Below are 22,629 nucleotides of genomic sequence, written 5' to 3'. Positions count from 1 at the left end.
CTGCTTCCGGGGTGCCGCCGGGCGCGCGGGCCCCCACCCTGGTCGCAGGGAAAGGAGCACCGCCATGCCGACCACCGCAGGGGCGCCGACCGCGACCGGGCGCCGGCCGCCGCGCCGCAGTGCCCTCGCGGGACTCTGATGGCACGGGGCGGGCACGGGAAGCGGCGTCCGGAGCCGGGGTGGTGGCAGCGGCGGGTCACCACGCTCGTGGCCCGGGCGAAGTCGATGCACCGACAGGCGGAGACCCGGTTTCCGGTCGTCACCCACCTCGCGGACCGCATGGTGTCCGTGAACATCTTCGACTCCGCCACCCGGCTGGCCGCGCAGTGTTTCCTGACCGCCGTCCCGCTGCTGTTCGTGGTAGCGGCCTACGCTCCGCCGACGTTCAGGCGCCAGCTGGTCAGGTCCGTGCACGCGGTGCTGGGCCTGACCGGTCCCGCCCAGGCCCAGCTGGAGCAGGCGCTCCAGCCGACCACGCAGGATCTCCGGCAGGCCACCGGAGTCATCGGCGGACTCATGGTGCTGCTGTCCGCCACCGCCGTCAGCCGGGCGATGCAGCGGCTGTGCAAACGCGCCTGGGAGATCCCCCGAGCGGGCACCCGTGTCGCCCCCTGGCGCTGGGTGGCCTGGCTCCTCCTGTGGCTCGGGGCGATGCTCCTCCAGGGCCCGATGCGCGGCGGGTTCGGCCTGGGCGCCTGGCTGGGCATCCCCCTCGCCCTGATCCTCCAGGTCGGCCTGTGGTGGTGGACGCAGCATCTGCTGCTCGGCGGCCGGATCGGCTGGAAACCCCTGCTGCCGGGCGCCGTCATCACGGCGGTCGCTCTCGTCGTCCTGACGAGCACCGCGCCGGTCTACATGCCCCGGGCCCTCAACCGGGCCCTGGCCGACTACGGCTCCCTCGGTTCCGTGTTCCTGCTGCTGTCCTGGCTGATCGTGGTCTGTGTCGCGGTCGCCGTCAGCATCAGCGTGGGCGCCGTCGTGGCCCAGGAACCCCTGCTGGCACGCCGCCTGGGCAGCCCGCCGCCCCGGCGGGGCCAGGAGACTTGACGCTGCGGCCCCCTCGTCCATTCGGCCTGCCCAGCGCGCGCAGTCTCCGCCGGGCTGACGCAATGGGGATGTTCAGGCAACCCACCGCGTCGGAGGCCCCGTGACCGAGCCGCCCGCCCCGCAGTCCCCGGGACCGGACCGTGAGCCCGCGGCCCGTGGCGAGGCAGAGGCACGCCGTGACGCGGGCGGAGCCGCCGGCCGGGTCGCCCGCAGCACCGCCTCGGCCGTGCTCATCGTGCTGACCTGCATCCTCGTCCCCGTCGCGCTGCTCGCGACCTGGGTGGAGGACATCGCACTCGACACCGACCGGTATGTCTCCACCGTGGCGCCGCTGGCCATGGACCCCGCCGTGCAGGACGCGGCGGTCCACCGGATCACCGAGGCGGTCGGCGCCCGGGTGGACGGTCCGCAGGTCGCCTCCGACATCGCCGGCTGGCTCCAGTCCCAGGGCCTGCCGCCACGCGCCGCCGACGCGCTCAAAAGACTGGGGCCGCAGATCGACTCCGCCGTGAACGAGGCGGTGACCAAGGTCGCCACCCGGGTGGTCGACAGCGACGCCTTCGAGACGACGTGGCGGTTCGCCAACCGAGAAGCCCACCAGGCCGTCGTGCACGCCCTGACCGGCAAGGGCCGCGGCGCCGTCGGGGTCAGCGACGGCACGGTCACCCTGGACGTCGGTACCGCCGTCGAGCGGGTGAAGAAGGAGCTGGTCGACGCGGGGCTGAAACCCGCTGACAAGATCCCGGACGTGGACAAGCAGATGGTGCTCTTCCAGTCCGACCAGCTCGCCAAGTTCCGCAAGGGCGCCCGCCTGCTCGACATCGTCGGGAACTGGTTCCCCGTCCTCGTCGTGCTCCTCGGCGCCCTGGGGGTGTTCCTCGCCCGACGGCGACGCCGGGCCCTGGCGCGCACCGCCCTGGGCGCCGCCCTCGCCTGCCTGGTGGTGGCGATCGGCCTGGTCGTGGCACGCCGGTACTACCTCGACCACCTGCCGCCCCAGGTGCAGTCCAAGGCCGCCGCGGCCGCCGTCTTCGACACCCTGCTCCGCTTCCTGCGGGTCAGCCTGCGGACGGCCGTCGTGCTGGGCGTCGTCATCGCCCTGGGGGCCTACCTCGTCGGGCCGGGACGGCTGCCCGTGGCCGTCCGGGGCGCCTCCGAGCACACCGCGGACTCCGCCGCCAGGTGGGCGGCCGCTCACCACCTCCGCACCGGGCGTGCCGGCACCTGGGCGCTGGCCTACCGGCGGGGCTTCACCCTCGCCGCACTGCTGGTCGTCGTGCTCGTCTTCGCGCTCTGGAACCACCCGACGGTGCTCACCATTCTGCTGCTGGTCGTCGTCCTGCTCGCCGTCCTCGCCGTCCTCGCGCTGCTGGCGGCCTCCGGCCGCACCGAGAACAGCACGGTACGGCCGGCGCCGGAGCCGCCCGCCGACGCGCCATGACGGGAAGGCGGCAGGGCCGCCGGTCCGGTGCGAACTGCGCAGGGGCACGAAGGCTGCGATTCTGATCGGGTAGAGCGTCTGATCGGGCAGAGCGCCGCCCACAGCCGCATGGACCGTGGTGGTGATCCAGTGGCCAGGAACGAGAACACACGGGGACCGGCCGTCGTGTACGCCGATCCGCTGGGGGAGCCGTTTCTCCGGACACGGTTCGCCCCGCCGGGCCGGCCGGCCACGTTCCTGAGCCGCCCCCGGCTGGTCAAGCATCTCGACCAGGCCCTGGACACCCCGCTGACGATGGTCAACGGCTCGGCCGGGGCGGGCAAGACCCTGCTGGTCGCGGACTGGGCCGCCGGGCTCGGTCAGCCGGTCGCCTGGTTCACCAACGAGGCGGGCGACCAGGGCGCGGGCACGTTCTGGGCCTACGTGCTGCAGGCCCTGCGCGCCGTCGGCGTACCGCTCCCCGCCGACATCGGCTGCCCCGCCGACGCGAGCCGGGTGGACCACAGGCTGCTGGCGCGCCTCGCCGACGAACTGAGCGGCCATGACCGGCCCGCGCTCCTCGTGCTGGACGAGTTCGACCGCCAGAACGACCCCGAGACAGCCGAGCAGCTGGAATTCGTGCTGCACCACTCCGGGCCGGGACTGCGGCTGATCCTCGTCACCCGGACCGAACCGCTGCTGCCGCTGCATCGCTACCGGGCGGCCGCGGCGATGACCGAGATCCGGGACGCCGAACTGGCCTTCACCCCCGACGAGGCGGCCGACCTGCTGGATCTGCACGGCCTGCGGCTTCCGGCCGAGGCCACGCGCGCTCTGGTGGAGCGCACCCGGGGCTGGGCCGCCGGACTGCGCCTGTGCGCCATGGCCGCCCGGGAGAACGAGGATCCCGAGGCGTACCTGAGGGAGTTCGAGGCCGGCCGGAGCACGGTCGCCGACTTCCTGCTCGCCGAGGTGCTGAAACAGCAGACCGCCCGGACGCAGGACCTCCTGCTGCGCGTCAGCGTCGTGGACCGTTTCTGTCCCGAACTGGCGCAGGCGCTCACCGGCCGCGGAGGTCTCGACGAGGTCCTGGCCGGGCTGCACCGGCAGAACGCGTTCGTCGAGGACCTCGGGCACTCCTGGTACCGGCTGCACCCGCTGTTCGGCGAGATCCTCCGCGCCCACCTGCGGGCACGCCATCCGGAGCTGGAGCCGGAGCTGCACCGGCGCGCCGGGCAGTGGCTGCGGGCCTCGGGGGCCCTGCCGGAGGCGCTGGCGCACGGCGCCGCCGCGGGCGACTGGGAGTTCACCGCCCGCGCCTTCGTCGACGACCTGGCGATCGGTCAGCTCTTCTCCGGCCTGCGCGCGGACGACCTCGCCGACCTGTTCGCGCGGATGGGCCCCGAGGTCGCGGGCGCGGCGCCCGACCTGGTGCGGGCGGCCCGCGACCTGTCCGCGCACGATCTGGACGGCGGCCTGACCCACCTGCGCCGCGCCGAGGAGTACCTGAGGGCCGAGGAGCCCGATCCCGCGGTCCGGATGAGCTGTGTCCTGCTGGAGGCCCTGGCGGCCCGGCTGACCGGGTCGCCCTCCCGGGCCGAGAAGGCCGTGGCTGCGGCCGGGGAACTGCGCCACGAGGTCGCGCCCCGGCTGCTGGCCAAGCACCCCGAACTCACCGCCCTCCTGCTCACCCACCTGGGGTCGGCCCGGGTGTGGGCCGGCAGCTTCGAGGACGCGCGGGCCGCGCTGTCCGAGGTGGTCGGCTGCCCGAGCGGCGTCGCGACCGCACTGCCCCGCCAGGACTCCCTCGGACACCTGGCGCTGATCGACTACCTCAACGGCTGGCTCGCCAGGGCCGAGAGCGAGGCGCTGGCGGCCATGACCGAAACGGAACAGTTCGGTCTGCACCGGCCCTTCGGCGCGGATCTCGGACGGCTGGTGCTGGCCGCCGTGGCCGTGGACCGGGACGATCTCGCACAGGCCCAGGCGCTCCTGGACGAGGCGGCCGGGGCCGGGCCCGACGCGCTCGACCCGGTGACGGCGGCGGGCAGGTCCCTCGTGACGGCGCGACTGCTGCTGGCGCGCGGTGACCCCCAGGCCGCCGTGGCGGCCGCCGACCCCGCCGTCCGGGCCGATGTGACCTCCCCGTGGGCCGAGGTCCACACGGCGCTCGTCACCTCCGCCGCCCATCTGGCCGAGGGCCGGCCGGACACCGCCGCGAAGGTCCTCGACGACGTGCCCCACAGCGCCGAGCCGCCGTACGCGGCGGAGATCGCGTGGGCCCAGCTCGCCGCGGGTCAGCGTGACACGGCCATCGACCTGGTCGACCAGGTGCGCACCCGCAGCCGTACCGGCCCGGGGGTGAGCGTCTGCGCCGCGCTGGTGCGCGCCCGCGCCGCCCAGGAGGCCGGGGACGTCGCCACCGCCCGCAAGCTGCTCGCCCGGGCCCTGCTGGAAGCCCGGCAGGAGCGGCTGCGGCGCCCGTTCCTCGAAGCCGGACCGCGGATCCGCCGCCTGCTGGACACCCCGCCGCTGCAGAGTCTGGCCGCGGGCTGGCTCACCCCGGGCGGCCCCGTACCACGGCACGGGCCGGGAGCCCACGAGGAGCGCGGACCGCTCGTCGTCGAGGAGCTGAGCGGACGCGAGCGCGAAGTGCTGCGGCGACTGGGCCAGATGATGTCCACCGAGGAGATCGCCGCCGACCTGTACGTCTCCGTGAACACGGTGAAGACCCATCTCAAGAGCGTCTACCGGAAGCTCGGCGTGAACCGGCGCGGTGACGCGGTACGGCAGGCCCGGGAGCGCGGACTGCTGTGAGCCTGTGTCGGCTGATGCGAGCCTGTGCCGGCCGTACGCCTCGCCTGCAGCGGGTGCGGCGCAGACCGGGCACCTCCGATGCGATGGAGACGGCGTCCGGGCACGCCCGGGCCGCCGCCGACGACGGGCCCGAGCCGGCGCCCCGAGGACTCGGCGAGGTGGAGACGTGGGACATTGGCGCGCACTGATGGTGCTCGGGACGGCCCAGTTCCTGATGGTCCTGGACACGTCCGTCATGAACGTCTCCATCAGCCAACTGGTCGAGGACTTCGACACCGAGGTCACCGCCATCCAGGCCGTCATCACGCTGTACGCGCTGGTCATGGCGGCATTCATGATCATCGGGGGCAGGCTCGGCGACATCCACGGTCGCCGGCGCCTTTTCCTGCTCGGCCTGGTCGTCTACGCGACCGGGTCGGCCCTGACCGCCCTGGCGCCCACCCTGTGGGTCCTCGTGCTCGGCTGGTCCGTCATCGAGGGACTCGGTGCCGCCATGGTCTTGCCGGCCATGGCGGCCCTGGTCGCCGAGGCCTACCGGGGCAGCGACCGTGCGGTCGCCTACGGCGTGATCGGCGGACTGGCCGGTGCCGGCATCGCGGTCGGCCCGCTGCTCGGTGGCTGGGTGACCACGTATCTCACCTGGCGGCTGGTCTTCGCCGGCGAGGTCGTGGTGGTCCTCGCCGTCCTGTGCTGCCACCGGTGGATCACGGAGTCCCCGCGGACCGGACCGCCGCCCCGGCTGGACGCGGTCGGCGCGGTGCTCTCGGCGGCCGGACTGGGGCTGGGCGTGCTCGGGGTGCTGCAGAGCAGCACCTGGGGCTGGGTGCAGCCGCGCAACCCGCCCTTCACCGTCCTCGGCTTCGCGCCCACCCTGTTCGTCGTCGCCGCCGGGGTCGCCGTGCTGGCCCTCTTCGTGCACGCGGAGCGCAGACGCGAGGCCACGGGCGCCGACCCTCTCGTACACCTGTCCCTGTTCGGTGTACCGGCTCTGCGCTCCGGCCTGCTGACCCTGGTGAGCCAGAACCTCATCCTGCTGGGGCTGTTCTTCGCCATCCCGCTGTACCTCCAGGTGGTGCAGGGGTTCGACGCCTTCCAGACCGGACTCCGGCTGCTGCCGGTGTCCCTCACGATGCTGGTCACCTCCCTCACGGCCGCCCGGCTCGGCCGGACCCTGGGACCGCGCCGGGTCGTACGGCTGGCCCTGCTCACGCTGGCAGCGGCCATCGTGTGGCTGCTGGCCACCATCGACCCCCTCATCGACGACGCCCAGTTCGCCGGGGCCATGGCGGTGCTCGGCATCGGCATGGGGCTGCTCGCCTCGCAGCTGGGCAACGTCGTCCAGTCCAGCGTGGGCGAGGCGGCACGCAGCGAGGCCGGCGGCCTGCAGTTCACGGCGCAGAACCTCGGCTCGGCGCTGGGCACCGCGCTCATCGGGTCGATCCTCATCGGCGCGCTCGCGCACGCGTTCACCACGCAGGTGGAGAGCCATCCTCGCCTGTCGGACCGGACCAAGCAGCAGACCGGTGTCGCCCTGGAAGCCGGCATCAGTTTCGTCTCCACCGACCAGGTGCGCTCGGCGGCCGAGGACGCCGGGCTGCCGCCGTCCGAGGTCGACGCCGTCACGGACTCGTACGCCTCGGCACAGCTCGACGGCCTGAAAGCGGCGATCCTCGCCACCGGCGCGATCACCCTCGCGAGCCTCCTCGTCACGCCTCACCTGCCGACCGCGCCGGCCCGCCGTCCGCAGCCGTCGAAGAGCGGCGCACCGGCCGGCGCCGACGAGTGAGTGCGAAAGGGTAACGATGTCCTCGACCGAAGCCGGCACGGCGCGGGAGCGCCGGGCCGAGCGCCGCGCCCACGCCGACTACACGGGTGCCGTGTACGGCTCGATGCTCGCCGCGTCGGTGGTGATCGGTGCCGGCGCCCTGGGCGAGTTCCCCCGCGTGCAGCTGGTGGTCCTGCTGCTGCTCACCGGCCTCGTCTTCTGGATCGGGCACGTGCACGCCCAGCTGTTCGGAGCACGCCTCGCGCAACGGTCCCTGGACGCTCCCACCGTGTTGCGGGTGTGCCGTGAGGAGTGGCCGATCGTCAAGGCGGCCGTCCCGCCGGCCCTCGCCGTCGCGGTGAGCCCGCTGCTGGGCCTGGACGTGGCGGGCACGGTCTGGCTGGCGGTCGCGGTGGCCGTGGCCGGGCAGGTGGGGTGGTCGGCGGCCGGAGCACGGCAGGCGGGGGCCTCCTGGCGGTTGGTGACGGTCAGTGCCGCGATCAATCTGCTGCTCGGCCTCGTGATCATCTCGTTCAAGCTGGCGCTGACGCACTGAGCCGTGACGCACTGAGCCGTGACGCGCTGCCCCGGGTGTCCCTATCACCTGTGCCGGGTGAGGCCGGGTGCCGCCGTGCGGAGCAGGATCGCAAGAAGACCGCAGCAGGCCCGCGGCGGGAGAACGGCACATGCGCTACGAGATCCGTGTCGATGGACTCATGTCGGAGACGCTGACCAAGGCCTTCCCGGAGCTGGAGCACGTCATGATGTCCGGTCAGACGGTGCTGTTCGGCCGCGTCATCGACGAGGCGCACCTGTACGGCCTGCTGGTCCGCTGCCAGTCGCTGGGGCTCAGGGTCGTCGAGCTGCGGCAGCTGCCGGAGTGACCCGGCCCGCACGGCACCGACGCCGCACCCCTCACGGCCCCGCCGCCACGATCCGGCCCGAGCGCGCTGCCTCGCCCAGCGCCTCGAAGTCCCGCTCGTTCTGGTCCGCATAGGCCTGCGCGAAGGCGGACAGCGCCCGGTCGAAGCGGTCGCCGCAGCCCAGGTAGGCGGCGATGGCGACGGGATCCCCGGAGCGGGCGTGGGCCCGGGCCAGGGAGGCTCCGCACACCTGGGCGAACAGGTTCAGCAGATCCGGGTCCATGGTGTCCGGCCGGGCGATGCCCTTCCAGTCGCGCAGCTGGCGCACGTAGAAGTCCCGGTCGCGCCCGTCGAAGCCCACGATGTGCGTCCAGCCCAGGAAGATGTCGCTGGTCGTCTGGATGAGCCGCTGCCCGGCCACCACCCGGCGGCCCTGGTTGTCGTAGCGTTCGCCCTCCGTGTGCGCCGCCAGCACCGACTCCCCGGCCTCCTTGGCCTGGAGCAGCAGGGGATCGTCGTCGTCCCGGCCGAGCAGGAGCACGATCCAGCACCGGGTGCCGACGCTGCCGACGCCCACCACCTTCCGGGCCATGTCCACCAGCCGGAAGTGGCGCAGCAGGTGCTTCCGGTCCGCGGGCAGGGTGCGCGCGTACCCCTCCAGCAGCGTCTGCAGCTCCCTGTCCTCGTCCTCCTCGCCGGCGGCTTCGCCCTGCACGTCCCGCAGCGGGGTGATCAGTGGCGGGTCGGCCGCGATCCGCCGGCCCTCGGGCGTGCGCGCGGTGAGCTGGGCGAAGGCCTGGAGGGAGGTGCGGGTACGGGCCCGCGCGGTCGCCTCGGCCGTACGGCGCCTGCCCGCCTTGTCCATCGCGGAGGCCAGCAGCGCGCGCATCCGGTCGGCGTCGTCCTGCTCGTACCAGATGTCCAGCGTGCGCATGCCCGCGAACTCCCGCATCCGCTCCCGGTAGGCCCGCACACACGTCCGCACCGCGGCGTTCTGATCGCCGACGGGGAAGCCGTTGGCGCGGGCCGCGATGACGAAGCTGGCCGCCAGCCGTTTGACGTCCCACTCGAACGGACCCGGGTAGGTCTCGTCGAAGTCGTTGATGTCGAAGACCAGATGCCGTTCCGGGGAGGCCAGCAGCCGGAAGTTGAGCAGATGGGCGTCGCCGCACAACTGCACCCGCAGCCCGGTGTCGGGCAGCGGGCCGAGGTCCGTCGCCATGACCGCGGCCGCGCCGCGGTAGAAGCGGAACGGCGACTCGAGCATGCGGCCGTAACGGATCGGCACCAACTCGGGCAGCCGCGTGGCCGACTGGCCCTCCAGGATGTCGATCACGTCCGGCCGGCCGGACGCGGGCTCGAACGCACCGTGGCTCGAACGCGGGACCCGCGTACGGACGTTCCTGCCGAAGGCCGCCCGGTCGGCCAGCGGCGAAGAGACGGTGGCGGCGCTCGGTACGGTCATGACTCACGCTCCTGGTCCGGCGGCCTGCCGCCCGCTCCCGGATCCGGCACCCGCGGGGCGTGGCGGACCTGGGGCCGTCGCTGCCCGTGAACCCCACCCCACCGCCCCGCCCCGACGGAGGGATCACCCGTGGTGGGTGATCCCGCCACCGGCCGTGCGCGGGACTCTGTCCCGGTGAGGGGTGCGCACGCCGCCCCGCCGGCGGTCCGGAGGCGACCCGTTCGATCACGCGAGGAGGAGCCATGACCGAGTCGCGTGGTCCGGCACCGCGTACCGGACCGCCGCACGTGACCGAGGGGGCAGCAAGCGGACCCGCGGACGCCGTCACGGCGCTCGCCCGGTCCTGGACCTGGATCCTCGGGTCGGCCGTCGTGACGCTGGTACCGGGTGTGCTGATCCTGGTCTGGCCGGACGAGACGCTGCACGTCCTGGCCGTTGTCATCGGCCTGTACCTGCTCCTCGCCGGCGCGTTCCGGTTCGTCTCGGCCTTCGCCCGGGAGGGACACGGCGAACGGTTCGCCGGAGTGCTGATCGCGGTGCTGTTCGTGCTGGCCGGCGTGCTCTGCCTGCGCAACCCGCTGCAGACCATCACCGCGCTGTCGCTGATCGTCGGGCTGGCCTGGCTGGTGTCCGGCATCCTCACCCTCTACACGGCGATCGCCGCCGAGGACCTCCCGCACCGCGGTGTCGTCCTGTGCGTCGGCGTGCTCGGCATAGTCGCCGGGATCGTGGTGCTGGCGCTGCCCACCGAGTCGGCGCGGGTGCTGACCCGGCTGCTCGGTCTGTGGCTCGTGCTGCTGGGCCTGGGCGAGCTGATGCTCGCCTTCGCCTGGCGGCACGCTCTGCGCAAGAGCGGCCTGCCGCCGGACACTACCGGCCCCGCGGAGTGAGCCGGTGGGCCGCGCCGCCGCCCGCCGTCATGACCCGGCCTCGATCACGCGTCATGGCCCCGCCACGATCACCCGCCTCGGGTGAGGACGCACCCGCCTCGCCGTGTGCACGCTGAAAACGGCAGAGACGGGCTTGCCGGGCTCGACGGGCCGGTGCCCCGGAACGGAGGAGAGAAATGAGCGCGCAGACCTACCTCGCGTACGACTATCCACTGCTGAGCGCCTTCTGGACCATGCTCTGGTTCTTCCTGTGGATCCTGTGGTTCGTCCTGTTGTTCCGGGTCATCGTCGACATCTTCCGTGACGACGACATGAGCGGCTGGGGCAAGGCCGGCTGGTTGGTCTTCGTGCTCGTGGTGCCCTTCCTGGGCGTCCTCGTCTACGTGATCGCCCGCGGCAAGGGCATGGGCAAGCGGGAGGTGGCGCAGGCACGCGCCCAGCAGGAGGCCTTCGACTCCTACGTCCGGGAGGCCGCGAAGGGGACCGCCCCGACCAGCAGCGCCGACGAACTGGCCAAGCTCTCCGAGATCCGGGCCCGCGGCGACATCACCGAAGACGAGTTCCGCCGGGCGAAGGAGCTGGTCCTGAGCGGCGCCGGAGCGGCGCAGCGCCCTGCCGGCACGCCCACCACGCCCGGGCACTGAGCACGACCCACGGATACGAATCGAGGCAGTCGCATGTCCGCAAATCCCACCCGTGCGCACACGCACACCGCCAAACAGCAGTGGGCCTACGGCCTGACGGCCTTCGCGGGCGTCATGCTCCTGATCGCCGGGCTGCTCAGTCTGTTCCGGGGCATCATGGCGATCGCCCAGGACGACGTCTTCGTCACGACGCCCAACTACGTCTTCAAGTTCGACCTCACCAGCTGGGGCTGGATCCACCTGGCCCTGGGCGTGGTCGCCGTGGTCGTCAGCTTCGGCCTGTTCGGGCCGTCGACGTGGGGACGCGTCGGAGGCGTGGCCATCGCCGGGCTGGTCATCATCGCCAACTTCCTCTCCCTGCCGTACTACCCGGTCTGGTCGGTCGTCATGATCGCGCTGTCCGCCTTCATCATCTGGGCCCTGTGCGTGGTCCCGGGGGAGAAGTCCGCCGCGGGCTCGTAGAACCCTGCCGCAGCAGAACACCGGCACGGGCCTGTCCGTGAAAGACCCCGCGGACGGGCCCGGTCGCAGCAGAACACATGGACCTGCGCAGCCCCGGGAGAGCACATGGAGCGGTATCCGCCCATCGCAGAGCACGGCATGGTCGGCGATCTCCAGACGGCGGCCCTGGTGTCGTCGGACGGAACGGTCGACTGGTGGTGCACACCCCGCTTCGACTCGCCCAGCGTCTTCGCCTCGCTCCTCGACAGTGAGCGGGGCGGCCACTGCCGGCTCGCGGCGGAGCACCCGGACGGGAACGGGATTTCGGTCCGGCAGTTGTACCTGTCCGACACGGCCGTCCTGATCACCCGGTTCATGGGACCCGGCGGCGTCGGCGAGGTCGCCGACTTCATGCCCCCCGTCGACTCACCGATGCCCACCGACCGGCACCGTCTGATCAGGGTCGCCCGGGTCGTGCGGGGCCGGCTGCCCTTCACCTTCGCCTGCCGGCCGCGCTTCGACTACGGGCGCGCCCCGCACACGCTCCGGCTCACCGACGACCACGCGGCCGTCCTGTGCGGCCCGGGCACGAACCTGCACGTCCAGTCCACCACCGGGGTCCCGCTGCGGGCCGAAGGCGACGACGTCACCGCCCGTTTCACCCTCTCCGCCGGACAGGCCGCCGCCTTCGTCCTGACCAGCGCGGCCGAGGGCGCCCCGCCCCCGCCCGCGCCGCTCCTGCAGGGGATCGCCGAGGACGTGGACGAGTGTCGCCTCTTCTGGCTGTCCTGGCTGCGCTCCTGCACCTACCGCGGACGCTGGCAGGACATGGTGAACCGGTCGGCGATCACCCTCAAGCTGCTCACCTACGCGCCGACGGGGGCACCCGTCGCCGCGGCCACCATGGGACTGCCCGAGCAGGTCGGCGGAGAGCGCAACTGGGACTACCGCTACACCTGGATCCGGGACGCCTCGCTGTCCGTGGGCGCCCTGATCGATCTGGGCTTCGAGACGGAGGCGTACACCTTCCGCCGCTGGCTGCGCGAGCGGGTCGAGGCCGGCGGCACCGCCTCGGGCGATCCGTTGCAGATCATGTACCGGGTGGACGGCGACCCTCATCTGACCGAGGAGATCCTCGACCACCTGGAGGGCTACCGGGGCTCGCGGCCGGTGCGGGCGGGCAACGCGGCCGCCGACCAGCTCCAGCTCGACATCTACGGCGAGGCCTCGGACGCGCTGGCAGTCGGTGGGGACATCGGCGCGGTCCGCGGCTGGACGGCGCTCAGCGGCGTACTGGACTGGCTGACCGACCACTGGGACCGGCCGGACGAGGGCATCTGGGAGACCCGGGGCGGCCGGCAGAACTTCACCTACAGCCGGCTGATGACCTGGGTGGCGTTCGACCGGGGCGTCCGCGCGGCCACCCGGTTCTCCCGTCCGGGCGACGTCCGCCGCTGGACGGAGGCTCGGGACACCGTCTTCCACCAGATCGTCCAACGGGGCTGGCACGAGAAACGGCAGGCCTACGTGCAGCATTTCGACACGGACGTCCTGGACGCCTCGCTGCTGCTCATGCCCCGGGTCGGCTTCCTCTCCCCGCACGACCCGGACTGGATCAGCACCCTCGACGCCATGGACGCGGAGCTGGTCAGCGACAGCCTGGTCTACCGGTACGACCCGGCGGCCTCACCGGACGGACTGCGCGGCTCCGAAGGCACGTTCAACCTGTGCAGCTTCCTCTACGTCGAGGCACTCGCCCGCACCGGCCGGCTCCTCCAGGCCCGGCACGCCTTCGACAAGATGCTCACCTACGCCAACCACGTCGGACTGTTCGCCGAGGAGATCGGCCCCTCGGGAGAGCAACTCGGCAACTTCCCGCAGGCGTTCACCCATCTCTCCCTGGTCACCGCTGCCATGGCACTCGACGAGGAGCTGGGCCGGACCACGAACAGAGCCGACGCGGGCAGAACCCGGAGCCTCGCCGTCCTCGGCCTCACGGCGCCCCCCGAAAGCGCGGACGGAGGCACCGGGGGTGGCTGACCGAGCAGGGCCGACGCAGGCGCCGCCGGAGCGGCGGCGGGTCCTGGCCGCGCTGGCCCTCGCCCAGTTCATCTGCAGCTTCGCCGGCTCCAACATGAACGTGATGATCAACGACATCAGCAGGGACCTGGACACCACCGTCCAGGGCGTCCAAGTGGCCATCACCGTCTTCCTGCTGGTCATGGCCGCGCTGATGATCCCCGGAGGCAAGCTCACCGATCGCTACGGCCGCAAGCGGTGCTTCGTCGTCGGTCTCGTCGTCTACGCCGTCGGCGCGCTCCTGAGCGCGGCGGCACCGGGACTCGGTGTCCTCATCCTGGGCAACTCGATCCTGGAGGGAATCGGCACCGCCCTGCTCATCCCGCCCGTCTACATCCTCACCACGCTGCTCCACCCGGACCTGACCTCCCGCGCCCGGGCGTTCGGGATCATCATGGCGCTGGGCGGCGTCGGTGCCGCCGCGGGACCGCTCATCGGCGGGCTCATCACCACCGCCATCAGCTGGCGCGCGGCCTTCGTCTTCCAGGCGCTGGTCATCGCACTGATCGTCTGGCTGAGCCGGGGCATCGAGGACCCCCTGCCCCCGGACCCGACCCGCACCTTCGACACCTCCGGAGCGGTCCTGTCCGCGGCGGGCCTGGTCCTGGTCGTCATGGGCATCCTGGCGGCGGACAACAACGTCTGGCTGATGATCGCCCTCATCGTCCTCGGCGTCCTCGTCCTCGGCTGGTTCTTCCGCTCGGCGTGTGCCAAGGAGCGGGCGGGCCAGGAACCGCTCCTCTCGCTCGGTCTGTTCCGCAACCGCACGTCCAACTTCGGCCTGGTCACCCAGAACGTCCAGTGGCTGCTGCTCATGGGCACGTCCTTCACGGTGGCCGCCTACCTCCAGGTGGTCCGCGGCTACGACGCCATCCAGACCGGAGTGATCTTCACGGCGGCCACGCTCGGCCTGCTCGCGACGTCGCTGTCCGCCGAGGCCCTGGCACGGCGACGGTCCCAGCGGACGCTGATCATGACCGGCTTCGTGCTCTCCGTCGCGGGTGTGGCGGTGCTGGTCGGTCTGGTCGGCAGCTTCTCCACGGCCTGGGCCTTCGTTCCCGGACTCCTGCTCATCGGGCTCGGCCTGGGCGTGATGCTGACCCCGTCGGTGAACGTCGTCCAGTCGAGCTTCCCCGAGGACCAGCAGGGCGAGATCTCCGGCCTGTCCCGCAGCGTGTCCAACCTCGGTTCGTCCTTCGGTACCGCGATCGCCGGCACCATCCTGGTCTCCGGACTCACCCAGGGCGCCTACGCCGCCGCGATGATCACGCTGGCGGTGATCGGCCTCGGCGGCCTCGCCGCGGCGGCACTCCTGCCGGGCCGACCGAGCCGCACGGCGAGCCACGCCACACCCGCCGCCGAGCCGGACAGGTCCTAGCCGGCCGGTCCCTGCCCGGACGCTCCCCCCTGTCCCACGGCACCCACGGTCCGCGTGACATCATCGGCCGAGGTCAGGACCGAAGCCGTGAGGAGCACGATGAACCCCGTCGTCACCGCCCCGCCCGCGGTCGGCGCCTCGCTGCTGGACGACTTCTCCCTGGAGATGACCGGCAAGGACGTGCCGAAGCTGGAGGAGGCCCACGCCGCCATCCCCCGGGGCACCCGGATCAACGTCACCTTCCTCGGCAACGAGGACCTCGGCATGCGGCTGGCCGCCGCCCGCTCCGTCAAACGGCTCGGCTTCGTGCCCGTCCCGCACATCTCCGCCCGCCGGCTGCCCTCCCGGCGGGACCTGGAGGAGTTCCTGGCCGGCCTCGCCTGCGACGGCACCGCCGACAACGTCTTCGTCGTCGGCGGCGACCCCGCCCGCCCCGAGGGCCCGTTCGAGGACGCCCTCGCCGTCATCCGCACCGGACTGCTCCAGCACCACGGCGTACGGCACGTCGGCATCAGCGGCTATCCGGAGGGCCACCCGGCGATCGCCGAGCACTCCCTGTGGTCGGCGCTCAGCGACAAGAGCGCGGTGCTCGGGGCGCAGCGGATCGCCGGCGACGTCATCACCCAGTTCGGCTTCGACGCCGACGCGGTGCTCCGCTGGGTGGAGGCCGTCCGTGCCAGGGGCGTCGGACTGCCGATCCGCATCGGCGTCCCCGGCCCGGCCGGTGTCCGCCGCCTGGTGACCTACGCCACCCGCTTCGGCGTCGGCACCAGCGCCTCCATAGCCCGCAAGTACGGCTTCTCGCTGACCAACCTCATGGGCACGGCCGGCCCCGACCGCTTCCTGCACGCGCTCGCCCAGGGATACGACCCCGCGCGGCACGGCGAGCTGAAGGTGCACTTCTACACCTTCGGAGGCCTGCGGGCCACCTCGGAGTGGATCGCCCGCTTCCGCCGGGGAGACCGGGAGGACTGACGCCCTCCTGTTCGGTATTTCGGTCGTCCGCCGGTGAGTCGATGGCCATATCCGATCGGTGGGCACATGGCGCGGCCACCGCCCGCCCTGGACGCGTCGTCACTGCTCGTCGCTCTTGCGCTGCTCATGCCAGGGCTCTATAACGTCTCCAGCAGGTATCGGCGGGGATGGCCGGAAATGGCAGTTGCCGCCGACCAGGGGGGATCCTCGGCTCCGCCGCGATCGGCATCAGCGCCCGCAGACCGACGGAGACCGAACCATGACCGACGACGCCTATCGTGCTGCCCTGACCCGCCTCGCCGTCGACCCGGACTTCCGGGTCCAACTGGACGGCGACACCGACGAGGTGGCACGAAGACTCGGCCTGACACCCGCGCAGGTCGCCGAACTCCGCTCCCTCCGTGTCGAGTCCGGCACCGACGGGGGACCGGCCGCACTCGACCCACGGCTGTCCAAGTCGTCCCTGTTCTTCGGCGGCGCGGCGCATGCGCTGGCGCAGCACGACGCCATGGCCGACCACAACGTTCCCACGGACCACATCTCCGCGGCGACGCACGACGTCTCCACGTCCCACGACGCTGCCACGGCCCACGCCGTCCCGGCGGACCAGTTGTCCGCCGACCATTCGTCCGGCCTGTCGGGTCCCACCGAGAGCGCAGAGGGCGTCGGCGGCCTCGAGGATTCCTCGACCGGCTCCCACAGCCTGCTCGGCGGCCCACTGCTGGACCGGTCTCCGGCCGAAGCGGCGGGAGGACCGGGCGCGTTCGGCGACTTCGGTGACTCCGGGGGGATCGGTGGGCAGCTCGGCGGGGCTGCGGAGGGAGGCTTCGGTGACTTCGGAGACTTCGGCGTAGGGGGCGACGGCGGGTTCGGCGGGACCGATGGCGGCTTCGGCGGCTTCGGCGACGGTGTCGATGGCGGGTTCGGTGGTGCCGACGGCGGTTTCGGCGGTGGGGCCGAGGGCGGTCTCGGTGATGGCGGACTGGGTGCCGGCGGTTTCGGTGACGGCGGTGTCGGTTCCGGCGGATTCGGTGACCTTGGTGGGCACGGCGGGTTCGGCGGCGCCGGTGGCGACGGCGGCTTCGGCGGTGTAAGTGGGGAAGGCGGCGGGGACGCCGGTCATTTCGGTCACGGAGGCATCTACGACCGCGACGGCGGTGACGGCGGTGGTGACAGTGGCGGTGGCGAAGGCGGTGGTGAGGGCGGCGGCGGAGCCGGAGACGGTGGCTCCGGTCATGGCGGCTCCGGTGGTGGCGGTGAAGAGGGTGGCGGTGGCGAAGGTGGCGGCCACGGCGGCTCCGGCGGTGGCGGGGGCGGTGGCGGTGGCGGTGAAGAGGGTGGCGGCCACGGCGGTGGTGACGGCGGCGAAGGTGGCGGCCACGGCGGCGGTGGCGGCGGTGAAGGCGGCGGCGGTGGCGGCGAGGACGGCGGCGGCCACGGTCACGAGGGCGGCTCCGGCGGTCACGGCGGAGGAGAAGGAGGCGGAGGAGGCGGAGGCAGCGAGGAGAACGGCAACCGTCCCTCCGGCGGCGGCGGAGGAGGCAGCGAGGAGAACGGCAACCGTCCCTCCGGCGGCGGCGAGAACGGCAACCGACCCTCCGGCGGCGGCGAACCGGGCGGCGGCGAGAACGGCGGCCGCGGCCGTGCAACCATCGGCGGTGGCTCCGAGACCGTGCGCGGCGGTGTGAACCTCCCCGGTGCCCTCGGCACCGGCGGCGCGGCCACCCACCTGTCGCCCTCCGCCCCCGACGCGGACGGCGGCTTCAACGGCGGTACGTTCCTCAGCGGTTCCGGCGGAGGCTGAGCCACCGCATGCTCTGCCACGTCTGCCGCGTCCACGTGCGGCGCGACTTCCCGTACTGCCTGCACTGCGGCACCCCGCGCCGGGGTGCCGCACCGACCTCGTACGCCGCGCCCCAGCTGCGCGGCCTCGACGCCCCGACGCTCCTCGTCGCGCTGACCGCCCCGGTCACCACGCTGGGCCGGGGCGAGGACAACGACGTCGTCCTGTCCGACGGGAGCGTCTCGCGCAGTCACGCCCGCATCGTCCGCGACGCCGACGGCTTCCGGATCGAGGACCTGGACTCCTTCAACGGCACCGCGGTCGCCGGCGTCGACCTGCACGGCGGCGCCGCCCGGTTGGCCGACGGCACCGAGCTGTCCGTGGGCGACGTACGCCTGGTGTTCGAGCAGCCCCGCGACGCCCGGATCGGGTCCCGCACGATGGTGGTCGGCACCCAGCTGACCCACCTGCCCACCGCCGGACAGGAGGAGGCCCCGGAGGCAGGCGGCCCGCTCACCGCGCGCCCCCGCCGCCGTTCCGGCTGGGCCCTCAAGCAGATCCCCACCGAACGCGGTGCACCTCGCTGGGTGCTCAGCAGCACCCGCACCGGCCGCTATCTGGAACTGGACGAGCGCCAGGTCTTCCTCTGGCACGCCGCCGACGGCGAGAACACCGTACGGGACCTGCTCTTCGCGTACGCCGAGCGGTACGGCGAACTCGCCCTGCCCCGCATCGAGTCCGCGCTGTCCGCGTTCGCCGACGCGGGGCTGCTGCGCGGCCTTCCGGGCCGGCCCGAGCAGGAGCGGCCGCGGGGCTGGCGCCGGGCGGCCCGCGCGGTGTACCGGGCGCTGCTGAAGCTGGAGGTGTCCGTCCCCGGCCTCGACCGGCTGGTGACCCGGCTCTACCAGGCCTTCGGCTGGCGGCTGTTCACCCGGACCGGCGTGCTCCTCGCCTGGCTCTCGGTCGCCGGCGGGCTCGTCGCGTTCCTCGCCGCCCAGGGCCGTCACCACCTGCTGGACTTCGGCGGTGCGGGCGTGTGGGGCCCGGTCCTGCTGGCCGCCGGATACGTGACCGCGCTGCTCGTCCACGAGCTGACGCACGCGCTGGCCGTGAAGTCGTACGGCCGCAAGGTCCGGCGCGGCGGGTTCCTGCTGATGATGGGCATGCCGTTCGCGTTCGTGGACACCAGTGACATGTGGTTCGGCTCGCGCCGGTCGCGGGTCGTGGTGGCCCTGTCCGGACCGCTGTCCACGGCGGCGCTGGCCGGCTGGTGCGCCACGGGCGCGGCCCTCCTGCCCGCGGGATCCGCCTCGGCCGTCCTCTACCACCTGGCCTTCGGCCTCTATCTGAACACCCTCTACAACTTCAACCCGCTGATGCCGCTGGACGGTTACCAGGCGCTGACCGACGCCCTGCGCGTGCCCCGGCTGCGCGAGGAGGCCGGCGCCTACTTCCGCACGGGCCTGTGGCGCGACCTGCGCGCAGGCAAGCGGCCCGGCCCCCGCCAGACGGGCATGGCCGCCTACGGCCTCGCGGTCGTCGTCGGCACCTACGGCTTGCTCGCCCTCGCCCTGCTGGCCTGGCGCTCCCGGATCGGCGACCTGCTCGCGGGCCGGCTGGCCGAGCCGTGGACCACGGTGATCGAGGCGGCCGTCGTCGCCCTGGTCGCGTTCCCGGTGTGGACCGCCCCCGTGCGCTGGCTGCTGCGCAGGATCCGGCGCCGGCGGGACACGAAGGACCTGCCACCGCAGGATGGCGGGTTCACCACGCCCGTGGAGGGGGCGGCATGACCCAGGACGACCACACCGAGGGCGGCTGGGCCGTCCCCGGCCACGAGACCGTCCGCACGCTCGGCGAGGGAGCCGGCGGCCGGGTCGTCCTCGCCCGGCACACCGCGACCGGCGTGCCCGTCGCGATCAAATACCTGAGCGAACTCCTCCGCACGGACCGGGAGTTCCTGGCCCGCTTCCGGGCCGAGGCCCGGCTGCTCGGCGAGCTGCGGCACCCGTGCGTGGTGCGGCTGTACGAGTACGTCGAGGCACGCGCCGGCGCCGCGATCGTGATGGAGGCGGTGGACGGCGTCAGCCTGCGGCACCTGCTGCGCCGGCACGGGGCCACCGGCCCCGAGGCCGCGCTCGTCCTGCTCAAGGGCTCCCTGCTCGGGCTCGGCGCGGCCCACACGGCCGGGGTGGTGCACCGCGACTACAAGCCGGAGAACGTCCTGGTCCGCGCCGACGGCACCAGCGCCCTCGCCGACTTCGGTATCGCGGTGCGCAGCGGCCGGGAGGCCGAGGCCGCGGGCACACCTGCCTACATGGCGCCCGAGCAGTGGAACGGCGAGCCCGCCGGCCCGGCCGCCGACGTCTACGCGGCCTCCGTGGTGTTCTACGAGTGCCTGACCGGACGGCGGCCCTTCCCCGGTGACGACGTGACCGCGCTGCGCCTCCAGCACCTGCGCGCACCGGCCCCGCTGGACGACGTACCCGGGCCGGTGCGCGGGCTGCTGCGCGCGGGCCTGGCGAAGGACCCGGCCGACCGGCCCGGCGTCGAGGCGTTCCTCGCCGACCTGGAACGCGCCGCCACCGAGGGCTACGGCGCCGGCTGGGAGGAGCGCGGCCGCAGCCGGCTGGCCGAACTCGCCGCACTGCTCGCCCTGTTGTTCCCCTTCACCACGACGGCGACGCTCGACGGCTCGGCCGGTGCGCTGACCCTGCTGGGCCGGCTGAAGCGCGGGGGATGGAGGGCGGCGACCGGCGGTGTGGCCGCGCTGGTGGTCGTCGCGGGCGGAGCGACGTACGCGACGGGTCGCCCGCACGACACATCGACGACGGCGGCGACCTCGACGCCGTCACCGGTCGACTCGTCCATGACGCCGGCCACTTCACCCTCCCTGTCCGTCACGCCCGGCACCGCCCCGCCCACGACCGACGCCTCGCCCTCCGCCACCCCCGTGGACAGCCCTTCGTCCTCGTCCTCACCCACGCCGTCCACGGAGGCGACCGCACCGGCCGGGACACCCACCGCCACCGTGTCCCCCGACCCGGCAACCCCCGGCACGGTCACGATCACCATCGGCTCCTGGCAGCGCGGGCAGAGACCGGGCACGCTCGTCGCGGCGGTGACGGTCGTGACGACGGGCACCGGTCCGCTGACCGTCACCGCGAACTACTACGTCGACACACCGGCCGACCCGTACGGCTCCCAGGCCCGGCCCCTGTCCGGGAGCACGCGGTACGACCTGACCTTCGAGGCCGACTTCTCCAACCACCCCTGCCGGGGGACCTGGAACGTCACGCTCAGCAGCGACCCGGCGGCCGCTGACGGACCCCAGACGGCGTCCCTGGACGCACCGCCGTGCTGAACACCGTCCGACCAGAACGGATCGACATGACGACAGCCACCACAGTGGCCGGCCGGCCCCTGTCCGGCTGGTCACGGGACACCCGCTTCGGCACCTGGCACGCCCTGCTGCCCGCCCGCTCCGGCGAGCCGGTGCTCGGTGCGTTGCGCATCGACCCGGCCCTGCTCGGGCCTTCGGGCACGCGCGAGCGGCTGGCGGCCGTGGTGCTCGCCACGGCAAGGCTCCGGCTGCCCGGACTGCTCGGCACGGTCGATCTCGTGGCCGAGGCCGACGAGGTGTGGCTGCTCACGGCCCGGCCGCCGGCCCCCGTGCTCGCCGACGTCCTGTCCGCCGGCGGCACCCGCCCGGACGCGGGCAGCGCGGCGAGCATTCTCAACGAGACCGCACAGACCCTGCTGGCCCTGCACTCGGCAGGCCTGGCCCACGGCTCCCTCGACGCGGACACCGTGGTCCTCGCCCCGGACGGTGTCGCGCTGCTCGCCGAGGGGGCGCTGAGCACGGTGCTCGGTGACGCGCTGCACGCTCCCCGTCGGGCGGCGGACACGGACGCTGCGGCCGTACCGCTTCCGGGCGATGCGCTGCAGGTTCCGGGTGATGCGCAGGACGGTTCGGGTGATGCGCCGCGCGCCGACCGCAGGTCGGCCGACACCGCCGCCTGGGCCGCCCTGGCCCGCACCCTGGGCGCCGCCTGGACGATGCCCGGACCCCCCGCCGCGGACCTGTTCGCCCGCTGTGCCACCACCGCCGAGACCGAGGGGCTGGCGGCGGCCCGAGCCACGCTCGTGGCCGGGCGCGAGGCGCTCCCGGCGGACTTCCTGCGCCGTACGGCACTGCGTGCGGCGGCCGCCGCGTCGGCGCCGGAGTTCACCGCACCACCGCCGTCACCGGCACACTCCGCAGCTGCACCCTCCGATCACCCTGCTCACGTGGGGGAGGACGGCCACCCGGCACCGGCCTCAGCGGTCACCACGCCGGATCCGGCGCCCGACCGGACCCCCTTCGCGACAGCCCCTGCCGATTCCGAGAGCCCGGCCCGGCGAGCCACCGCACCTCACCCACCGGCCGCCGCCGACCAGCCCACCACGGTCGGTCGTGCCCGCCCCTCCGCCGCCCCGGACACCCGGGCCACCGTGCTCGGCAGGCGCAACCGTGGCGCCACGCCCCTGGTACCCGCCGGGGAGGAATCCGACGAGGTCCTGCTCCGGTTCGGACCCGGGGTTCCCGCCGACGAGCAGGACGTCCTGCGCGCCCGGTGGCACACCGGCGCGGCGGTACCCGCGGCGCAGCGACCGCGCCGAGGACGCCGGGGCCGGCTCGTCACCACCGCCTTCCTGGCGATCGCCGCCGTCCTGCTCTGGCTGCTGCTGCGACCGGATCCCGCCCCGGCGGTCGTAGCCGTCCGGGTCCAGGCGCCCGCAGGGCCGTTGCACTGCGGTCAGACCGCCGACCTGGTCGGCGTGGTCACCACCGACGGCCACGGCGGCCCGGTCACGTACCGGTGGCTGCGCGGGGGCGGCCAGGAGTCGGGCGAGCTGGTTCGCACCGCCCGCCGGGGTGAGCGCCAGGTCCGGGTGCATCTACGGTGGACGGTCCGCGGTCCCGGCCGCTTCCGGGGGACCGCCCGGCTGCTGATCGGACACCGGCCGGCCCCGATGGAGGCCCGGGCGAGCTTCACCTACGTCTGCCCCTGAGCACCGCCGG

Annotated in this window: 17 protein-coding genes; 15 read left to right on the top strand and 2 right to left on the bottom strand. The window is 73.4% G+C overall.

What is annotated here, in order from left to right; all coding sequences use genetic code 11:
• Positions 1–138 precede the first annotated feature (138 nt).
• The 6 genes from ABZ471_RS00675 to ABZ471_RS00650 all read left to right on the top strand — a co-directional run bounded on the left by ABZ471_RS00675 (position 139) and on the right by ABZ471_RS00650 (position 7,933).
• Complete coding sequence (locus ABZ471_RS00675) at positions 139–1,047, top strand: YhjD/YihY/BrkB family envelope integrity protein (protein WP_359060850.1); 909 nt, start codon at positions 139–141, stop codon at positions 1,045–1,047.
• 100 nt (positions 1,048–1,147) lie between these two features.
• The gene (locus ABZ471_RS00670) at positions 1,148–2,488 is read left to right on the top strand and encodes a hypothetical protein (RefSeq protein WP_359060848.1); all 1,341 of its coding nucleotides are present in this window, start codon (positions 1,148–1,150) and stop codon (positions 2,486–2,488) included.
• Positions 2,489–2,617: 129 nt separating this feature from the next.
• Positions 2,618–5,284: a LuxR C-terminal-related transcriptional regulator gene (locus ABZ471_RS00665; protein WP_359060846.1), complete on the top strand. Its 2,667-nt coding sequence runs from the start codon at positions 2,618–2,620 to the stop codon at positions 5,282–5,284.
• Between the two features lie 166 nt (positions 5,285–5,450).
• A complete protein-coding gene (locus ABZ471_RS00660) occupies positions 5,451–7,070 on the top strand; it encodes an MFS transporter (RefSeq protein ID WP_359060844.1) in 1,620 nt (539 codons plus the stop codon).
• A gap of 16 nt (positions 7,071–7,086) precedes the next feature.
• Positions 7,087–7,605, top strand: a complete 519-nt coding sequence (locus tag ABZ471_RS00655) for a hypothetical protein (RefSeq protein WP_359060842.1) — start codon at positions 7,087–7,089, stop codon at positions 7,603–7,605.
• A gap of 130 nt (positions 7,606–7,735) precedes the next feature.
• Positions 7,736–7,933 (top strand): hypothetical protein, encoded by a 198-nt coding sequence (locus ABZ471_RS00650; RefSeq protein WP_359060840.1) that lies wholly within the window; start codon positions 7,736–7,738, stop codon positions 7,931–7,933.
• Between the two features lie 31 nt (positions 7,934–7,964).
• Here ABZ471_RS00650 and ABZ471_RS00645 read toward each other — a convergent pair whose 3' ends face one another.
• Positions 7,965–9,377 carry a DUF2252 domain-containing protein gene (locus ABZ471_RS00645; protein WP_359060838.1) on the bottom strand — a complete coding sequence of 471 codons (1,413 nt, stop codon included), beginning with the start codon at positions 9,375–9,377 and terminating at the stop codon, positions 7,965–7,967.
• A gap of 242 nt (positions 9,378–9,619) precedes the next feature.
• Here ABZ471_RS00645 and ABZ471_RS00640 point away from each other — a divergent pair, with 242 nt between their 5' ends.
• The 6 genes from ABZ471_RS00640 to ABZ471_RS00615 all read left to right on the top strand — a co-directional run bounded on the left by ABZ471_RS00640 (position 9,620) and on the right by ABZ471_RS00615 (position 15,784).
• Positions 9,620–10,267 carry an HdeD family acid-resistance protein gene (locus tag ABZ471_RS00640; protein ID WP_359060836.1) on the top strand — a complete coding sequence of 216 codons (648 nt, stop codon included), beginning with the start codon at positions 9,620–9,622 and terminating at the stop codon, positions 10,265–10,267.
• A 176-nt stretch (positions 10,268–10,443) separates the two neighbouring features.
• Entirely contained in the window at positions 10,444–10,911 is a 468-nt protein-coding gene (locus ABZ471_RS00635) for an SHOCT domain-containing protein (protein ID WP_359060834.1), read from the top strand.
• 33 nt (positions 10,912–10,944) lie between these two features.
• Positions 10,945–11,373 (top strand): hypothetical protein, encoded by a 429-nt coding sequence (locus tag ABZ471_RS00630; RefSeq protein WP_359060832.1) that lies wholly within the window; start codon positions 10,945–10,947, stop codon positions 11,371–11,373.
• A 105-nt stretch (positions 11,374–11,478) separates the two neighbouring features.
• A complete protein-coding gene (locus tag ABZ471_RS00625; protein ID WP_359060830.1) occupies positions 11,479–13,392 on the top strand; it encodes a glycoside hydrolase family 15 protein in 1,914 nt (637 codons plus the stop codon).
• Entirely contained in the window at positions 13,385–14,809 is a 1,425-nt protein-coding gene (locus tag ABZ471_RS00620; protein ID WP_359060827.1) for an MFS transporter, read from the top strand. The genes ABZ471_RS00625 and ABZ471_RS00620 overlap by 8 nt, the downstream gene beginning before the upstream one ends.
• Positions 14,810–14,908: 99 nt before the next feature.
• On the top strand, positions 14,909–15,784 hold the full coding sequence (locus ABZ471_RS00615) for a methylenetetrahydrofolate reductase (RefSeq protein ID WP_359060825.1): 876 nt from the start codon (positions 14,909–14,911) through the stop codon (positions 15,782–15,784).
• 124 nt (positions 15,785–15,908) lie between these two features.
• Here ABZ471_RS00615 and ABZ471_RS00610 read toward each other — a convergent pair whose 3' ends face one another.
• Positions 15,909–17,513, bottom strand: coding sequence for a hypothetical protein (locus ABZ471_RS00610; protein WP_359060823.1), 1,605 nt, complete (start codon positions 17,511–17,513; stop codon positions 15,909–15,911).
• Between the two features lie 83 nt (positions 17,514–17,596).
• Here ABZ471_RS00610 and ABZ471_RS00605 point away from each other — a divergent pair, with 83 nt between their 5' ends.
• Genes ABZ471_RS00605 through ABZ471_RS00595 form a run of 3 tightly spaced genes read left to right on the top strand, consistent with a single transcriptional unit; the run spans position 17,597 to position 22,619 of the window.
• Positions 17,597–19,357 (top strand): FHA domain-containing protein, encoded by a 1,761-nt coding sequence (locus ABZ471_RS00605; protein ID WP_359060821.1) that lies wholly within the window; start codon positions 17,597–17,599, stop codon positions 19,355–19,357.
• Complete coding sequence (locus ABZ471_RS00600; RefSeq protein ID WP_359060819.1) at positions 19,354–20,928, top strand: protein kinase; 1,575 nt, start codon at positions 19,354–19,356, stop codon at positions 20,926–20,928. Before ABZ471_RS00605 ends, ABZ471_RS00600 begins: the two co-directional genes overlap by 4 nt.
• A 26-nt stretch (positions 20,929–20,954) precedes the next feature.
• On the top strand, positions 20,955–22,619 hold the full coding sequence (locus tag ABZ471_RS00595) for a hypothetical protein (RefSeq protein WP_359060817.1): 1,665 nt from the start codon (positions 20,955–20,957) through the stop codon (positions 22,617–22,619).
• The last annotated feature ends 10 nt before the right edge of the window (positions 22,620–22,629 follow it).

Origin of the sequence: Streptomyces sp. NPDC005728 (assembly GCF_040630895.1) — a bacterium.
In the GTDB taxonomy this organism is placed as follows: domain Bacteria; phylum Actinomycetota; class Actinomycetes; order Streptomycetales; family Streptomycetaceae; genus Streptomyces.
Note: the sequence above shows the minus strand (reverse complement) of the source record. Positions and strands in the feature narration are given on the sequence as shown.